Source organism: Streptomyces sp. 3N207, from assembly GCF_052246355.1.
GTDB lineage: Bacteria > Actinomycetota > Actinomycetes > Streptomycetales > Streptomycetaceae > Streptomyces.
The window spans coordinates 99,834-115,817 of the sequence record NZ_JBQQBV010000024.1 but is presented as its reverse complement, the minus strand read 5'-3'; the positions used below and the strand labels follow the sequence as shown (position 1 = coordinate 115,817).

The following is a 15,984-nucleotide window of genomic DNA, read 5'->3' as shown; positions in this document are numbered from 1 at the left end:
GTTGAGAAGTCGCCCGCAAGCAGACGCTTCGGTCAGTGATCCAGCCGTGCCGGAGGAACCGGACCCGACGCACCCTACGCAGCCCCCGAAGATCCCGAAGGGCCAACGCCAAAGCTAAATGTCAGTGTCCGCCGGTACGCGACTCGTAGGCACCTGGACCCGAGCACGGTCAGCCGCTATCTGAATGAGCGAGTGCCGCCTTGGAACTTCGTTGCGACCCTGATGGGCGACGTTGCAGAAAGCGTTGGGCCGCTGACACCGGAAGCCGAAGCTCATCTGCGAGAACAGCATCGGGCGGCGGCGGCAAGCAACCAGCACTGCGGTGAAGTGCAGGCCCTCCAGGACAAACTGGAGGCAGCAGACGAAGAAACACGCAGGATCAAGACTCGGCAACGAGCACTCGAAGAAGCCTTGCACGACCGCGAGGGGAAGCTGCAAGACGCCTGGAACCGTAGCCGCCAGCTGGAGCGGCAGTTCGACGAGCAGCATCTGGTGCACCAGGCTGAGCTTGCGCAGTGGCAGGCGGAGTACAAGCAGCTTGGGACTGACTGCGTAGATCTCAATCAGCAGGTCATATATCTGAAGGAGTCGCTGGCAGTCACTCGGGCAGAGCTGATCGCAGCCGAGGAGGAGTGCCATCGGTTGGAGGCTCAGCTTGAGGCTCTGGCGGAAACAGCTCAGGGCAGTCTCAAGGCGTCATCGCTTCTCGAAGCGCTGGAAGCCGCCGACCAGACAGCCTCTGTTCCGGAACTCGTCTCCGTTGTCGGCGACTTGGAACTGCGCACTCAGCGGGCAATGGCCAGCGAATTGGTGACCTCGGTCAGCCGTACGCGCAATATCGTCGAGGTGGCAGCTCTCCTGGAGGCGCTACAGGCAGCTGGCCTACATACTCACGCACAGACGACCCTGCCGACGCTGCTGATGGCACGGTCGGTGGAAGACATAGGAAGGCTGACGGCAGAGCTGCACCGCCTCGGGCTGGACACCTGTGTGGTGACGACTCTTCGCTCTGCGGTGGAGCTCTATCAGACCCGGGATCTGGCTCACTTGGCCAGCCTGCTGCACCATTGCGCCCTCACGGAGCACGCCACGAGCCTGCTCGGAGCGGTGGCCGTGGTACGGCCCGTGGCTGACGTGGTGGCTCTTGTTACCTGGCTCCCAGGGGAGATGTCGGCTGTAGCAGAGGCAGCTTTGACGCCTGCGGCTGTACAGCGTCCTGTACAAGAACTCGTCGACCTGAGCCTGTCGTTGCGGCACGCCGGAAGGGAGCGCAGTGCGCTGCAGTTGGTGAGCACGGCGGGCACCCAGCGCCCTGCTCACGATGTGGCTGCCCTGGCCGACGCTTTGTCTGCACGTGAGCTCCGCTCCGAAAGCAGCAGCGTGTTGCGCCAAGCAGGCAAACGCGATGTGTGGGTTCTTCTTGGGGTGCTCCATGGCTTGAGAGCTACCGGTCGTCTCTGTGAAGCGGACGCGCTGCTGCAGCATGCGCTCGCGACGCGCGACGTCGCCGACTTGGCTCTCATCGTCCACGACCTGCATTCCAGGGAGAACTATGGTGAGGCCACCACAGCCTTGCTGCGTACGCTGTGCTCTTCCAGATGCTCAACGAGGGCTTTCATCGAGTGCCTGGAGAGTAGCTCGCTGGACGCGGAGGCTCTCCTGGAGACTGCGGCTCTCGTAGGAAGTCCAGAGAGCATCGCCGCGGTCATCGGTGAACTTGTGAGAAGCGGGTTGGCCAAGCTGAGCGAAGTGGTCTTCTACTGTGCGACTGGGCGGCGGCCAACCGGTTTCTCAGGACGGCTGCTGGAGATTCTCTGCGGGGTCAACTCTCCTTACGCCAGCCCGTCGTGGTTGTCCGACCTTGCGCTGTCCAGGTCAGCTTCTGAAGTCGCCGTGGTGCTTCTCGCCCTCAACAGTGCATCGCTGACTGCTCAACTGCGCCTTGTCCTCACTTCGTATGTAGGCGGTCACGAGCCCGCAGGCATCGTTGCTCTGTATAAGCAGCTCTACAGGCTGGACCACCCGATGGAGCCCCGCTTCGATGCGATTTGCACCGCTATCGAAAAGGCGGTTGTGGATCAACAGCCTGTTTCGTACCAAGTGATCCTCACTCAGCAGCTCTTGGAGGAGACGTCCGGCCGTTCGAGCGGGGCAGCACGAGGTCCTTCAACAAGAGCAGCGAGGCTTTCCGCTCGCGCCGATGCCGCTGACCCAACTTTCAAGAGGGCGTTGAACACTGCACAGACCAGGTACGCCCAACGCCTCTTCTCCCGAGAGTTTTGGGCACGCCACCCATCCAGCAGCACTTCGAGGACTGAGTAGACGGGCTGGAGCCTTGTGGGTCATGGCGGCCAACGCCAGCTCGCCTTCGAAACCGTTCGACCAGGGATGCACAGTGGAAGTGAGACCAAGCCTGACCGGCTGTCGAGGCGTCCCGTCACCACTGTTGAGCAGGCATCGCCCATCACCGGGCAGCCGCCCGTCACCCTTCACATACTGGTCGGTGATGCCCTCCAGGGCCTGCTCGATCTGCTGGCGGCGGGTGGAGGTCCAGTCGATCAGCTTGGTGTCGACACCGGCTATTTCCATAACCGGGAGCAGGCCCGGCGTCACCTCACGGAGCACCGTCGCCAGCCCCAGCTCCTCACACACCTGGGTCGTCATCGTCAGGGCGTAGAGCGTCCCGGCCGCCACGACGTGCTGATCAGGCGCCGCGTGTCGAGGACGCCCCACACAGGCTTTCCGCTGTCGTCCAGGCGCTGCACTCGATTCAAGATCAGGCAATGGTCATGGAGTAGGGGGAAGCCGTCCCGGTTGTCGAAGTGCCGGAACGCCGCGACGACCAAAGCCGGCACCTTTGCACGCTTCCGGCCGGAGGACCACCGAGTCTCCGCGACTTCGTCTTCCAGCCAGCGCAGCACGGTGGCGATGGCCCGCTCGTGCGCACGCTCGATGGCCCCAGGTCCTCTCGTCTCCCAGCGCCCACAGCACGGTCAGGCTCGCCTGCGGCCGGAACACGAAGTCGAGCGCGAGCAGCGGGATCTGCTTCCGCTTCTCGATCTCTTCGACCGGCTGCCCAAGAACGGTAGCCAGCCGTGCCGTCTCTGGGGCGTCGCCGTCGTCCAGGCGCTCGCATTTGATGCCGTCGGCGTCTGGGTGCCGGCCCTGCCCGAACAGCAGCTCAGCCTGTCGCTCCGTCACCACCGCGCCTGCGGTGAGCCTGACCGCGGGCAGGCCGCGCCCCATCCACACCCCGGGCGGGAGGCCGGCTTCCTCCTGGGCATCCACCAGCGGCTTGCGGGCCGGACGGACACCGTCGCCCACTGCCACACCCCGCAGGTAGTACCGCCACATGCTGCCGGGCTGAACCTTCGCGACGCTGAGCATCCCCACAGAGGACACTAGCTCTGACCTGCCAAAAAAGCGCGATCCTGTGTGCGGGAGAGTTCATTGGAACTTCACGGCCGGTCCCGCGTGGCGGGCGCCAGCAGCGACGTCGCACCCGCCAGGCGGCACCGCATTTCGCTCTCGCCGCCCCCTATCGGTGAGGCCATGCAAATCTGCGCCATAGGCCACTCTGGCTGTCACGCCGTCTGCGCCGGTCCGTCTCCTGGGTCTGAGGGCTGCCGGAGGTCCAGATAGGTGCGCAGCCGTACGCCCGGCTGCCCCGGTTCTCTGGTTGTACGGTCCGCGAGGGCAGTCGCCCATCGGGCCGCCAGCGCCTCCTGAACGGCAAACGCTGTCGACTCGTCCGCGGCTGCGATCTCCACGACCGCCAGCCCGGGCTCCGCTACGTGTGCTTCCCTGATCGGCTTCACACTCACCCCGACGGTCGGGCCAGACCAACGGTTCGGGCGACCCGCTCTCTTCCCTCGAACGAGCGCTCTCCCTCACCCCGGACATCCGAGCCAGGCATGGATACGCGGATGCCAGCCTCTGCCGGGAGAGGCACGACGGGGCGTGCCTCTCCCGGCAGAGGGTTACTTCTGCCAGGCCTGGAGGACTCGGAACATCTCCCACAGGATCTCTTCAGGGAGGTGCTGAGCAAGGACGTCCGCGAGCTGCCCCGGGTCGTTCCCTGTTGCTTCCATGAGGGCCTGCACCGCTTCGGCTGGTCCAGGACGGGTCCGGCCAGGGGGCGGCGTGCTGTTGCCCGCCTTGGAAGTCGTTTGGGACTTTACGGCCGTCAAGTTCTTCTGGCCCGGCTTCCGCTGAGCGGGGGGCTGACCGGTGGGTTGCGCTTTGACCTGGAGGGCTGCTTGCTCATCGCGCCACCACTGAGCTTGCTGGTCCTCGTCGAGATTGCTGTCCTTGATGGCCTTGGCCAGCTTCCGCGCCTTCTCCACGGGCATCGCCTTCTCCCGCACGAGCCGCTGCATGGCAGGGGAGAGACGTAGCAGGGAGCGGCGTTGGGAGACCCAGGTTTCATGTTTGCCGCGGTGTTCTGCGACGGCACGGGCACTGCCGAATTCCGCGACCATGGTCTCGACCGTGAGTGCCTCCTCGATGGGGTCGAGGTTCTTCCGGTCAAGGTTCTCGGTGGCGACGGCGTCCAGGAAAGTCTTGCGGTCGGCGGCCACCTCTTCGCGGATGACCGCTTCGATCGTGGCCAGGTTGACCTGGCGGGCTGCGCGGAGGCGGCGCTCTCCGTTGACCAGAACGTAGGTGGCCTCCCCCACGTGCTCTGCTTGTTCGGGGAAGCAGCGCAGGTAGGAGACGCGTGAGACAACGACGATGGGCTGGAGCTGCTGGCGCCGCATGCTCTGGCCGAGTTCAGTGAGTTCTTCCGGGGTTCCGAAGTCGAGGCGCTTGTTGAGGGCTGTGCGCACGACTTTGCCGAGCGGGAGATTGACGAGCGTGGCGTCTCCCCGCCCGGGGACGTCTTCGACCTTTCCTCCGGCGAGGGAGGCCAGGCTGGTGCGTCGGCCGGCCATCAGGATCGGCCTCCGTACCCGAGCTCAAGGGCGAGGCGGAAGAAGTCCTCGCGTGCTTCCATCGCGACCCGGTTCTTCGCGTATTGGGTGACGACCTGTCCTTCGGCTGCTGCGCGAGTGTGGACCTTGTAGCGGCGGATGACGCTCTTGGTGCTGGGCCAGCCTTGGGCCTCGATGTACTCCCTGGTCTCACTCAGGTCGGTATGGCCGTCCCTGGGGTCCCAGTTGTTTATGGCAACGCGGAAGGGGAGCCCCGTTGGCTCGATGACCTGCGTGATAGTGCGGGCGGTCGGGTCGAATGCCAGGGCTTCCGGCGGCATGGGAACGATGACGTCGTGGGCGTACTTGAGCGCCTCCAGAAGCAGGTTCTCGTCTTGGAGGCTGCCAGGGGTGTCGATGAAGACGTGTTCGACGCCTTGGTCACGGCCGTCTAGTACCGCCGCAACGACGGCTCCGAGGTTCAGGGTGGTGGTCGTCTTCCCAACTCCACCCTTCTGGTTCGCGATGACGTGGACTCGCGCGTCCAGCTCTCCCAGAGCAGCGAGGTTCTCGGGCGTCTCGTGCTCTTGGGAGAAGTCGAATGGAAGGTGCGTGATCCTGTTGGCCCACCAGACCGTTGAGGCCTGTGGGTCCATGGAGACGACGTACACGCTTGAAGTCATGATGCTCCGTTTGCTTCCCGTAGGTTCCGGTACTTCGGGCAGGAACATCTTTGCAGATGGCCACGGTGCCGCTGTGACACCTCGCGGGTAGACGCCTTGAACTTGACGGCCGTAAAGTTCCGCCGCCGCTTCGCACCCCTCTCAACCCTCACCGACGACCGCTTCCTTGGCCGACCACAGAAACAGAAGAAGGCCCGCACTCCCGGCGAACAAGCGCTTTGCGGGAAGTACGGGCCTTCGCTGTGCTCAGCCGTGCGCCTGTCAGGCCGCCCAGATCGCGCCTCCGTGGTCGGGTTCGGGGAGGCCGGCGGCGGTCACCGAGGTGGCAGGGGCCTCTGCGTGCGTCAGGTGGTCAGGCTGGCGAGAAAGGACTCGGCTGCCGACCACGGGGTCAGCTCGATGCCGAAGCCGCTGTGTGCTCCTTGGATGTGGACCAACCGGCCGGACACGTAGACGACGTCGCCGGTGCGGAACGCTCCGGTGTACGCACCGAGGTAGCTGCGAAGGTGGGTGATCCGGCGGGCGAACACGGACGGCTCGTCGACCGTGGACTCCGTGACCGTGTCCACCTCGATCCCGTAGAGCGCCGGCGTAACCAGACCCTCGGAGTGATCCGTGATCCGGGCAAGGACGGAGATAGCCCCTACCTCTTTGGCCACCACCCCGGCGAACGTCTTGTCACCGTCGGCCCTCAACGGCTCACAATTGATGTGCGCACCCGCACCGGCTGTCAGGCCCTGCAGCTTGCGGGCTTCCTGCCGCATGAGCGCATCGAAGCTCCCTCCCACCATGTACTTGGCGCGCCGCACATACAGCCGGGTCAGGGTCTCGCCCTCGTACGGGCGGATGAGGGCGCGTTCGGCAAACAGGGCCTGTGCCGCCTCGTAGCCGCGGGGTCCGTAGCAGACCAGGTCGATGTCGGAGCGGGCGTTGCAGGCACCGACCAGAAAGGACCCGGTCACGCCGATGACGTCCGCGGCGCCGGCCGCGACGATCCAGTCGATGATGGCGAGCAAGTCCTCGCTGACTGCCGTTGTGTCCAGGAGGCCGGGGGCCTGGTGCAGTGCGGTGAGGGTCTGGCGGCAGGAGTAGTGGGTGACGATGTCCTCGCGGGGCACGCCGGTGATGACGCAGCCCACGGCGGGGGAGTAGATGTAGCACTCGGGCCGGTCGGCGAGGAGCCCGAACGCTTTGGACACGACGCTGTTCTGCCGGTAGGTCCGGCCGAACAGCACCCGGTCGCCGCGGGCGTCCGGGTAGTACTTCACGTACCCCAGGAAGTGCGTGCCGGGATGGACATCGCCGATGACTTTGAAGATCATCCCGGCGCGGTCCAGGAGGTAGTCGCGGTCACGGATGGTCGCCAGCGCTGTGCCCAGCGGAGAACTCTTCGAGGCCGGGGAAGAGGGCGGTATCGACCGTCCCGGTGCGCTCATACTGCTCAAGTCCTTCTGTGAAGAGGTGACGGCGGTACTGCCACTTCAGGTGCTTGTCCGTACGGGAGGGGTCGGTGGGCCGCATCAGGGCGAGGAAGAACAGGGCCTTGACGAGCAGGTATGCGCCCAGGTTCTGGCTGACTTGCTGTCCGGTTGCCTTCAGACTCGCGTCGTCCAGCGCGGCGAGGTAGCGGTGCCGCTGGCCGGGGCTGGCGGTGTAGCCCTTGTTGCCGCCCTTGAAGGCGATGATCTCCAGGGCCGGGAGGACGTCGTACCCGAGAGGGACCAGGCCGTGGTGCTGCCAGTCGATGACCCCGGCCGGAAGGACGTTGGGCAGGCCGTAGTCAAGGTGGCCGTGCACCAGCGGAACCGTGGCAAGGCGGTCCAGCGCGTGATCGAGCGCGGCTCGGGTCCGGGGGTTGTCCAGGTCGGGGTTCTCCTGGAAGACGCTCCGGGTGAACCCGGCACGGTCCAGCCACTGCCGCAGCGCGCCGGGCGGGGGCTCGACAGCGTGGGCGGCCTGGGCGCGCAACAGCTGGGCAGCGACCTGGGCGGCAGTGTCGGTGACGTCGTCGGCCAGGGCGCGGCCACCGTTCAGCGACGCCACCGCCCGGTCGTGCAGGGTCTGGTCGCCCAGCGACTCCTCCACAACGTAGCAGTGGCCGTCGTCGGTGACGCCCTCCTCCAGCACACGCGGAACCGGGTAGTCCAGATCCGCGACCCGGCGTTGGAAGGCGGCTTCGGCTTGGAGCTCGGCTCCGCCGGTGCGTCGGTAGCGCGTTCCGTCGGCGGACACGTACACGGCGCCGTCGGCGGCGGTCCGCTTCTTGACGAACCGCCAGTTGTTGTCGTTCATCAGGTCGCTCCTTCCGGCTCCTTGGTGAAGCCGTGGGTTGCGGGGTGCTCGGGGATGGCGTGGGACAGGGTCCGGACGTCCATGACCCAGCGCATATCACCCGCCGCGACGTGGCGCCGCAGTTCGGCGAGGTCGTCACTCCCGGGTGTGTCCGGCCGGGTCAGGTGGGCGCGGCGCCAGAATTTCAGCAGGGCCGGGAGCTGGGCCGCAGTGATGCCCGTCCGGATGTGCAGGGAGCACAGGGGCAGGAACCAGGCGAGGAACAGGTCCCGTTGGGCCGGGCTGACGCGGTGCACCTCGCATAGCCGCTGCAGGGCGGTGGTGTCGTCGTACGGGATGCGTCCGTGCAGCGCGTACCGCAGCCGCGTTCCGTTGTGCTGGCGGAACGGGGCTCCGTAGGCGGCGACGTTCGCCGCGGCGTTCTCGGTGAGCGTCATCACCGGCCGCCGGGCGCCGTGTTGGGCAGCGGCTGCCAGTACGGCGATGTGCACGCCGGCCCGCGGGTCCAGGACCAGGCCGTCGAGCCCGAGCGGCGCGAGGCTGATGCCGTGGTCGCGGGTGCGGGACAGGATCAGCCGCTCCGGGACGTTCCGGGCGATGGACAGCAGATGACCAGGTGGCTTGGCCCGGTAGGCGTGGACGTCGTCACGTGCGAGCACCGGTGTGCCGGGGGGCCGGTCCCAGACCAGTAGCCGCCTGGTGTGCGGATGCGAGCCGGGGTGCCCGCACGCGCGGCAGGCGCGGGGCACGGTGCCGGTCATGTGGCCGCAGCGGGTGCAGAGACGGACCGCGACGGGCGTGAGGGTCAGGACGCCGTCCTGCAGGAGGCGTTCGGTCATCTCCAGGGCGAGGGCGGACACGACGGGCGCGGTGTCCATGAGGACGCCACCGGCCGGAGCCGCGCCCGGTACGTACTTCGCGGCGATCGCGCGCTCCTCCCGCTCCTGTCGGCCGATGGTGTCCCGGTCGGGGGCGTCGCGGTGGCGCAGGTCTCCGGCCAGAGTGGCGGTGTTCCACAGGTGCGGGGCCGGCCCGGCCTCGAGGAGGGTGTTGAGCGCGTCGGCCGCGCGGATGCCGGCCGCTTTGCCCGGCCGTTCGGCGAAGGTGAAGTGGCCGTTCTGCACAGGCCCGTTGAGGTACAGGACGTTCACGGCGAAGGGGCTCCTCAGCAGTCCGGTTGGATGGTGTCGCGGGCGTGGAACAGGCCGTCGGCCTGTTCGTAGACCAGAACGGCGGCGTTAGGCGTCGTGTGCTCCCGGGCCTCGTCGACCAGTTCGGTCACCGGCCGGCGCTCCAGGACCGAGCGCAGCGCGAGGATCGCGGTGTGGTGTGTGACCGCCACAACATCCGCCGCCGACGCGGTGTGTAGGCTGTCGACGAACGCCGTGGCCCGCCGCAGGACGCCGCCCGCGAGGGACTCTCCATCGGCGCCGGGGGGCGTCCACAGATGCTTGCGGGTCTGCCGGTCCTCCGACCCCTCGGGGTAGGTGGCGTACAGCTCTTGTTTGGTCATGTAGGTGGCTGCGCCGTAGTGCTGCTCGTTGAGGAGCGCGGTCACCTCGTAGGGCAGGCCGGGCAGAGCGAGCTCGGCGGTGTCGGTGGCGCGGCGGTACTGCGAGGTGCGGACCACGGGTTCGGGTCCGGCCAGATCCGCCAGCGCCTGCCGCAGCCACAGGCACTGGCGGAAGCCGCGGGGAGTCAGGCCGACGACGTCCCGGGACAGGGCATGCGCGGCCGGCCCGGTCCACGGGCGGGGGTTCTCGTAGAAGCCGGTGTACTTGGTGGCGTTCTCAATCGATTCGGCGTGACGAGCAAGGAAGAGCATCGTCATCCTCTTCGGGTTCAGGGAGCGGGAGTTGGTGAAGCGCGGCCGTGCGGGTGCGTCCCCGCACGGGGCGTGAGGTGGGCGGTGGTCAGGAGCACCTCGGAGCCGGTGTCCGGGTGGATGTGCTCGTGGAGGGCGGGGCAACGGCCGCCGGGGTGCTCAAGGCCGCACTGGCCGGAGCACTCACAGCGGCCGCCTGCCCGCTCGAAGCGGATCCTGGCGCTGTCTCGGGCCAGTTCTCCGGGTAGCGGGCGATGTTCTCGGGCCGGATGGGCAAGACGTCTCCTCACGCGCTGGCCGTGGGGCCGCGGCCTTCGAAGACGTCGATCAGGTCACTGATCGCGTCGGGGCTGGCGGCTTCGCCGACCCACCTGCCGTGGTCGGTGAAGATGGGCACGGCGTCGCGGTCGGCGTCGAACACCGCCACGTACTGGCCCCAGCGTTCGAGCACGAGGTCGTACAGCACGGCGGCCGGGGCGGCTTCCAGGACTTCCAGGGCGTCGACGGTGAAGCGGGCCGGGGCGTCGGGGTCCTCGGGCTGGACGACGATGCCGGTGACCCGCAGCAGGTCGCCGGGCTGTATCTCGTTCAGGAGGAGGTCGGCGATGCGTGGGTCGGCGGTGCTGGAGGCGTAGACGGTGTCGGGGGCGTCGCTGTCCGCGTCGGCGGGGGAGTGGATCAGGGCGAAGCGGGCGGTCCCCCAGCTGGTGCCGGGGGACGGGATCGCGTCGACGAAGCCATCGATAGCGAGGCGCGTGTGGGAGTTCATCAGCTCGCCTTCGCCAGGTCGGTGGTGCGGTGGGCGGCGTCGTACGCCTTCACCACGGTCTTGCGGATGACCCCGGCGTCGGCGACCTGGTAGCCGTTGGCGCGCGCCCACGTCCGGATCGCCGCCAGCTGCTCCTTGCTGCGCCTGGGTGTGGCCGGGGCGGGGACCGCGGCGGGCGCGGTCGTACGGCCGCCGGACTTCACCGCGCGCAGCTGCTCCTGTGCCTGCTCAAGCTCCGCCTTGAGCTGGGCGACGCGCTCTGCGGCCTCGCGCTGGGCGTCGTCAGCGGCGCGCCGCGCGGTCAGCTCGGAGAGGTTGCTGCGGATGCGGGCGGCCTTGTTGCGGATCGCCGCGGCCGGGTGGTCTTTCGCCCAGGAGAGTAGGGCCTCGATCCCGTCCCTGTCCGCCAGGTCGCCGGAGGCGGGGGCGGTGGCCTGCGGGGTGTCGGTGCCCGCAGCGGAGGCGTGCTGGAGGGCTTCAGCCAGTTCGTTCTCCGACAGTCCGAGAGTGTCGCGGACGTGGTCGGGGCTGTCGCCGTTGTTGAGCATGGAGGCGGCGGTGGCGGTGAAGGCGTTGGTGGGCATTGTGTCTCCGGAGATCGGGATGGCGGTGAGGTGGGGGAGCAGGGTGACGAGGTCGTCTTCGCCGCAGGGCAGTCCGAGTGCGCCCAGCAGGTCGGCGAGGTCGTCCTTGTCCCGGGCCTGGCGAGCGACGACCCGGGAGGCGGCAGCGCTCTGGTCGCCGCCGATCGGGGTGAGCTCGAGCGCCTCGGCTTCGAGGGCTTCCTTCATGTCGGTGAACACGGTCGGCTCCTCTACGCGGCGGTGGCGCGGGGCTTGCGCTGCGCGAGGACCAGGAGCTCGCGGTTGCGCTGGCGCTGTGCGTCGGTGAGCGGCCGGGACTTCCCGCCGTGGCGGTGCCACAGCGGGGATGCGGGCGGCTCGGGGTAGGCGAGAGCGTGGTCGGTGCTGCTCATGAGGGGCCTCCTGGTGGAGGGGGTCAGGCTGCTCTTGCGGGTCACGGCCGCAGGTGGGACAGCTGCTGGAGGACCTGGTCCACGAGGTCCTGCTTCGGCTTCCAGGCCGGGAGCGCGCCCGTGGCGGGCACCGGCAGGGGCAGCTCGTGGACGTCGGCGAGGACCAGGTGGTGCGCGTCGCGCTGCGCCCAGGGGCTGGTGCAGTGCTCGGGCCCCCGGTCGAGGTGGCAGCCGGTGAGCCTGGCGACGCCGATGACGGCACCGAGGTGGAGTTCGCGGCCGCGGATCGCGGTGGCGACCAGCGGGTCGCGCAGCACCGGGCGGTCCAGCTGCTTTCCGGCGTGCAAGAGAATCCAGCCTCGCCAGGGCCAGTTGGCCGGGCGGTTCTCCGTGCGCTTCCCGGCAAGGATGCAGGTGACCCAGGGCTGGCGGATCGTGATGCCGCGGATCCAGTCGCCGCCTTCGAGTTCGTTGCTCATGCGGCACGCTCCAGCAGCGCGGCACCACGGCGGCCGGCGCGGCGGCCGTTGACGGTGTCCGTGTACGCGTCGGCCCGCGTCGCGAGGTACGGGAACGTCTCCCGCCCCTTCTTGACCTTGTACATGGCGGCGTCCGCGCCGCGCAGAATCGTGCGGGTCGTCTCGCCGGGCAGGTCGACGGAACGGGCGATACCGAAGGAGACGTCCAGGCGCAGCGTGTGCTGCTCGTGCTGGAGGGGCTGTTGCAGCTGCTCGCGCAGTTCGGCGATCTCCGCGAGCGCGGTCGCCGGAGGGAGCACGACGGAGACGGCGAACTCGTCGCCGCCCAGCCGGGCCGCGAGTGCCTGACGGCTCGCGCTCCAGTGGGCGAGGCGTCGGCCGATGGTCTGGATGACGGCGTCGCCCGCGGCGTGTCCGTAGGTGTCATTGACAGCTTTGAAGCCGACCCCGTCCAGCATCAGGACGTGCAGAGCGTCACGGTGCCGGGTGCGCAGGAGCCGCTCGCCGTGGGCGATGAGCTCGGGGCGGCCGGGCAGACCGGAGAGCTGATCGCGGCGGGCGTCAGCCAGGCGCCTGTGGAGCGTCAGAGCGTGGACGGTCCAGCCGGTCAGTGGGAGAGCGGCGGTGGTCAGTAAGAGGGTGCGCTGTCCGATCCGGGCCTGAAAGCGCAGAAGGGAGGACATACTTGAGTTCTCCGTCTCGTCTCGTACGGGATGGGTGGACCCGGGACAGTCGTCGAAGCCGGTCAAGCAGAGCGGCTGTCCCGGGGCAGAGCTACATCTCGAAGGGCTTGGAGTTGAGCCAGCTGTACGGGCTCCTCCAGAGGCCGGGCGTCTCGTTGCTCCGTATGGGGACGTCGACCTCGTGGTACGGGGGCTGGGTCATGCGTCCGTCTCCTCTCGTGATCGCGGTGGTGAGGGACCACCACGACTGCCCCGGCCCGGCGCAGTGGCGAGGGTCGGGGCAGCACGGAGGTCCGTCAGCCGTAGATCGCTTCGAGGGCCTGCATCTCGAGGTCGGCGCGGCCGCCGGGGTCGTCGTCCTGGTCGTCGCCGTTGTTCGGCCCGTGGACGGTGCAGACGATGTCCTCGTCGTTGTCCAGGTCGCCGTTCAGCGCGCGGAACAGGCAGGTGACGCTGTAGGCGGGCACCCAGGCGTAACCGGTGCATTCGTCGTCGTGCGGGCACGGCACCATCACGTCGAACCCGGTGTCGCCTTCGCCGTCGACGTCGGTGCGCAGGGCGAGGGTGAGGTACTGCTGACCGAGTCGGATCTCCGCGACGCGGTCGCCGCCGACGACGTTCGAGCCGTCCTTCCACCGCCACAGCGGCAGCACTTCGGAGCCGAAGAAGCGGCGCACCAGGAGCAGGTCGCCCAGGCCGTCGCCGCCGTCCCAGCCGAGCTCGGCGCGGCGGGTGTCGCTGGCGCGGCGCAGCAGCGGCTCCAGGCGGTGGATGTTGTCGGCGAAGACCACGTGTGCGAAGCCCTCAGAGCGCAAGTTCGGGAAAGAGGCCACGGCTTCGGCGTGCTGGGCGCGCACGACGTTCTCGGGGACAGCACGGTCCGGGGTCCGGTCGGCCTGCCGGGCGACGCACACGTCAGCCGGGGTGGGGACCAGGAACGCGACGGCGGGCACGTCGTGGCGCCACGCTGCCTGTACCAGGCTGGTGCGCACTCGGGCCTCGGTGTTCGTCGCGTCGATGACGGTCGTCTTATTCCGAGCGAGGCGAGCCTCCAGCACGGTGTGCAGGGCAGCGACCGCGTCGGCGGTGGCGTCCTGGTCCCCGGCCTCGTCCGAGACGAGCGCCCGGAAATGGTCGAGTTCGAGGACCTGTGTGTGGGGCCAGGTGCTGGCCCAGGTCGACTTGCCGCTCCCGGCCGCACCGATCAGGACGATCAGCGACGGGTCCGGGATGGTCGTGTCGAGCGGCTGCATGGGACCGAGCGGGGTGCGCTTCATGAACGTTCTTCTCCTTGCGGGTGGAGGGCAGAGGCGGGAAAGCACATGTGGCCCCGGCCGGTTGGCCGGGGCCACACAGGAGCGTTGGAGGATGTGGGATCTCTGAAGTGAGGCCACGCACTCACGCTGATGTCTCGTCGTCCACGACGTAGTGGTCCGGCATTCGCGTGTCGGGCGCGCAGGAGCTGCACAGATCGTGCACTCCGCGCGACACCCACCAGCAGCCGCCCAGGCAGGCCCGCTTGTCGGTACAGCCGCAGCCGATGCAGCGCCCGTTCTCTCCTCCGTAGGCAACGGCGTCTGCCAAGGTCTCCCACAGGCAGTTGCTGGGACCCCAGCAGGGATCCACCAACGTGAGCCGCGGCGCCGCGAGGACCGCCTTCAGGGCCTGCCGGTTCAGCTCGCGCCACATGCCCGAGATGTCACGGCGGCTGAGGGGGCCGCCGAACGCCGTCATGACCTCGTCGTTGCGGGTGGTGACCGGAACGGCTTTGGGGCCGGGCGCGGTGGCGGGGGCGTGGACGGTGGCGTGCAGTCCGGCAGCGCGGGCAGCGCGCACCAGCCGGCCGAGAAGGACTTCGTCTTCGACCCAGCCTTGCACGGTGGCGCGTTGCCTCCACACGGTGCCGTCCGGATCGACCTGATGGCAGCCAGGTTGTGAGTCGGTGGTCACATACCCCGCGCGGCAGGCGGCGGTCAGAACGGGGAGCAGGTTGCGGGTCTCCTCGTCAGGGCCGTAACGGGGCTGGTAGCCGGGGCGGGAGTCCAGTTCGCACTCCAGCCACAACGCCATCACCGCCCCGAGGTCCTGGAGGGCGAGGACGGTGCGCCATGTGCGGCGTGCTCGCCGGGACATCCACGGCAGCTTCATGGGGTGTGTTCTCCTTCAGGGGCCAGGGAGCGGGCAGCCCAGAGCAGGCGGGGCCCGGCGTTGTCGGTGAGCAGGGCAGTGGCTTCGCGCGGCCGGCGTCAGCGGACGATCATGTGATCGGGGTGGCCGTTGACCATGTGGTCCACGCACCCCGGGCAGTCCTCACGCGGACCGAGCCCGGCATGCGCCTCACGGCTGGCGTACGCGTGGTACCAGCACTGCTTGCACTGCCCCCGGGGCGGGTTCATTGCCTTCGCGCTCGCCATCTCAGATATCCCCCTGCGGATGAAGGGCGCGGGCAGCCCAGATCAGGCGCTCCCCGGCGTTGTCGGTGATCAGGGCGGCAGCTTCGTGCAGCGGACAGGAAGCGTCGCCGTCGCGGTCGGGCTCGATCTGCTCCGTCCGGCGCGCGGCGACGGTGACCAGCTGCGCCAGGGCCGGGATGAAGCCGCCAGGCGGATCGGTGTCCTCAACGAGCTCGCGCAGGATCGCGGCGAGCTCCTCCTGGTCGACGTCGACGGCGCTGAGGTCGTCCTCGATCTGCTGGAGGGCCAGGGAAGCGATGCCGACCGCTGCGCGGACGCGTTCCAGGCGGGTGCGGCTCACCGGCGGGCGCCGGGGCGGGTGGTGAGCCAGGTGGTGACGGCGGCGGCGCCGATGCCGATGGCGCGGTGCAGGGCGGCGTCCAGCTCCATCCATGCGGTGCCCGGCCCGGTGAGCTCGGAGGTGGCCTTGCCGTCGTCGTCGACGCGAGCGGCCTTGCAGTGCTCGATGTAGCCGGTCTTGCCGGTCTTCTTCGCCAGCCAAAGCAGAATGGCGCCGCGGTCGATCGCGGCGTGCGTCGACGCATTGATGGCCGCGCCAGCGAGCAGCGCGGTGGGCGTGACGCGGTAGCCGAAAGCGCGGGTGATCGCGATGGTCGCCCCGAGCTGTACAGCGGTGTAGGACGCGACGTGGCAGGCCACCGCGCGGCGACCGAGGGTGCTGGTGGTCATGGTCGGGCGGCTGGAGTCCGGCGTGGCGGGGGAGCCGTCGGCGTGGACCAGGTCTTCGCCGTACAGCCGCTTCCGGGAAGCCGTCTTGCTGCCCTGGACCCAGTGATCGCAGGCAGGATGCAGTTCGCCGAAGGTCGCCAGCAGGGTGCCGAAGAGGGCCAGGCGCTCGGTGGTGAGGGGCAGACGGGGCATGCTGGGTTCTCCTGATCTCGATACGGGTG

20 protein-coding genes and 1 pseudogene are annotated in these 15,984 nt (G+C 68.6%); 2 read left to right on the top strand and 19 right to left on the bottom strand.

Annotated elements, in window-relative coordinates:
* The first annotated feature begins 222 nt into the window (after positions 1-222).
* Positions 223-2,322, top strand: a complete 2,100-nt coding sequence (locus ACTWP9_RS29770; RefSeq protein WP_443249405.1) for a hypothetical protein — start codon at positions 223-225, stop codon at positions 2,320-2,322.
* 246 nt (positions 2,323-2,568) lie between these two features.
* On the opposite strand, the pseudogene ACTWP9_RS29765 reads toward ACTWP9_RS29770, so the two are convergent.
* From ACTWP9_RS29765 to ACTWP9_RS29725, 9 genes and pseudogenes are all read right to left on the bottom strand, one after another.
* Positions 2,569-2,900: pseudogene (locus ACTWP9_RS29765) on the bottom strand (relaxase domain-containing protein); the annotation flags it as partial.
* Positions 2,788-3,354, bottom strand: a complete 567-nt coding sequence (locus ACTWP9_RS29760) for a relaxase domain-containing protein (protein WP_443249409.1) — start codon at positions 3,352-3,354, stop codon at positions 2,788-2,790. The gene ACTWP9_RS29760 and the pseudogene ACTWP9_RS29765, both read right to left, overlap by 113 nt.
* Positions 3,355-3,584: 230 nt before the next feature.
* Positions 3,585-3,824, bottom strand: a complete 240-nt coding sequence (locus ACTWP9_RS29755; protein WP_443249404.1) for a DUF6207 family protein — start codon at positions 3,822-3,824, stop codon at positions 3,585-3,587.
* Between the two features lie 156 nt (positions 3,825-3,980).
* Positions 3,981-4,934: a ParB/RepB/Spo0J family partition protein gene (locus tag ACTWP9_RS29750; protein ID WP_443249403.1), complete on the bottom strand. Its 954-nt coding sequence runs from the start codon at positions 4,932-4,934 to the stop codon at positions 3,981-3,983.
* Complete coding sequence (locus ACTWP9_RS29745; protein ID WP_443249402.1) at positions 4,934-5,596, bottom strand: ParA family protein; 663 nt, start codon at positions 5,594-5,596, stop codon at positions 4,934-4,936. Before ACTWP9_RS29745 ends, ACTWP9_RS29750 begins: the two co-directional genes overlap by 1 nt.
* A 344-nt stretch (positions 5,597-5,940) precedes the next feature.
* Positions 5,941-7,032, bottom strand: coding sequence for a hypothetical protein (locus tag ACTWP9_RS29740; protein WP_443249401.1), 1,092 nt, complete (start codon positions 7,030-7,032; stop codon positions 5,941-5,943).
* The gene (locus ACTWP9_RS29735) at positions 6,947-7,888 is read right to left on the bottom strand and encodes a phosphotransferase (RefSeq protein WP_443249400.1); all 942 of its coding nucleotides are present in this window, start codon (positions 7,886-7,888) and stop codon (positions 6,947-6,949) included. Before ACTWP9_RS29735 ends, ACTWP9_RS29740 begins: the two co-directional genes overlap by 86 nt.
* On the bottom strand, positions 7,888-9,039 hold the full coding sequence (locus tag ACTWP9_RS29730; RefSeq protein WP_443249399.1) for a hypothetical protein: 1,152 nt from the start codon (positions 9,037-9,039) through the stop codon (positions 7,888-7,890). Before ACTWP9_RS29730 ends, ACTWP9_RS29735 begins: the two co-directional genes overlap by 1 nt.
* 14 nt (positions 9,040-9,053) lie before the next feature.
* Positions 9,054-9,719: a histidine phosphatase family protein gene (locus ACTWP9_RS29725; protein WP_443249398.1), complete on the bottom strand. Its 666-nt coding sequence runs from the start codon at positions 9,717-9,719 to the stop codon at positions 9,054-9,056.
* 41 nt (positions 9,720-9,760) lie between these two features.
* Here ACTWP9_RS29725 and ACTWP9_RS29720 point away from each other — a divergent pair, with 41 nt between their 5' ends.
* Complete coding sequence (locus tag ACTWP9_RS29720) at positions 9,761-9,961, top strand: hypothetical protein (RefSeq protein WP_443249397.1); 201 nt, start codon at positions 9,761-9,763, stop codon at positions 9,959-9,961.
* A 38-nt stretch (positions 9,962-9,999) separates the two neighbouring features.
* Here ACTWP9_RS29720 and ACTWP9_RS29715 read toward each other — a convergent pair whose 3' ends face one another.
* The 10 genes from ACTWP9_RS29715 to ACTWP9_RS29670 all read right to left on the bottom strand — a co-directional run bounded on the left by ACTWP9_RS29715 (position 10,000) and on the right by ACTWP9_RS29670 (position 15,955).
* Positions 10,000-10,482 carry a hypothetical protein gene (locus tag ACTWP9_RS29715; RefSeq protein ID WP_443249396.1) on the bottom strand — a complete coding sequence of 161 codons (483 nt, stop codon included), beginning with the start codon at positions 10,480-10,482 and terminating at the stop codon, positions 10,000-10,002.
* The gene (locus ACTWP9_RS29710) at positions 10,482-11,285 is read right to left on the bottom strand and encodes an Lsr2 family DNA-binding protein (RefSeq protein WP_443249395.1); all 804 of its coding nucleotides are present in this window, start codon (positions 11,283-11,285) and stop codon (positions 10,482-10,484) included. The genes ACTWP9_RS29715 and ACTWP9_RS29710 overlap by 1 nt, the downstream gene beginning before the upstream one ends.
* An 11-nt stretch (positions 11,286-11,296) precedes the next feature.
* Entirely contained in the window at positions 11,297-11,458 is a 162-nt protein-coding gene (locus tag ACTWP9_RS29705) for a hypothetical protein (protein ID WP_443249394.1), read from the bottom strand.
* 41 nt (positions 11,459-11,499) lie between these two features.
* Entirely contained in the window at positions 11,500-11,937 is a 438-nt protein-coding gene (locus ACTWP9_RS29700; protein WP_443249393.1) for a hypothetical protein, read from the bottom strand.
* A complete protein-coding gene (locus ACTWP9_RS29695; protein WP_443249392.1) occupies positions 11,934-12,620 on the bottom strand; it encodes a GGDEF domain-containing protein in 687 nt (228 codons plus the stop codon). The genes ACTWP9_RS29700 and ACTWP9_RS29695 overlap by 4 nt, the downstream gene beginning before the upstream one ends.
* A gap of 296 nt (positions 12,621-12,916) precedes the next feature.
* Positions 12,917-13,897 (bottom strand): AAA family ATPase, encoded by a 981-nt coding sequence (locus ACTWP9_RS29690; protein WP_443249391.1) that lies wholly within the window; start codon positions 13,895-13,897, stop codon positions 12,917-12,919.
* A 121-nt stretch (positions 13,898-14,018) separates the two neighbouring features.
* Entirely contained in the window at positions 14,019-14,768 is a 750-nt protein-coding gene (locus ACTWP9_RS29685) for a DUF6919 domain-containing protein (protein WP_443249390.1), read from the bottom strand.
* Between the two features lie 98 nt (positions 14,769-14,866).
* Complete coding sequence (locus ACTWP9_RS29680; RefSeq protein WP_443249389.1) at positions 14,867-15,034, bottom strand: pRL2-8; 168 nt, start codon at positions 15,032-15,034, stop codon at positions 14,867-14,869.
* A gap of 1 nt (position 15,035) precedes the next feature.
* Positions 15,036-15,374, bottom strand: coding sequence for a hypothetical protein (locus ACTWP9_RS29675; protein WP_443249388.1), 339 nt, complete (start codon positions 15,372-15,374; stop codon positions 15,036-15,038).
* Entirely contained in the window at positions 15,371-15,955 is a 585-nt protein-coding gene (locus ACTWP9_RS29670) for a hypothetical protein (protein ID WP_443249387.1), read from the bottom strand. Before ACTWP9_RS29670 ends, ACTWP9_RS29675 begins: the two co-directional genes overlap by 4 nt.
* Positions 15,956-15,984: the final 29 nt, after the last annotated feature.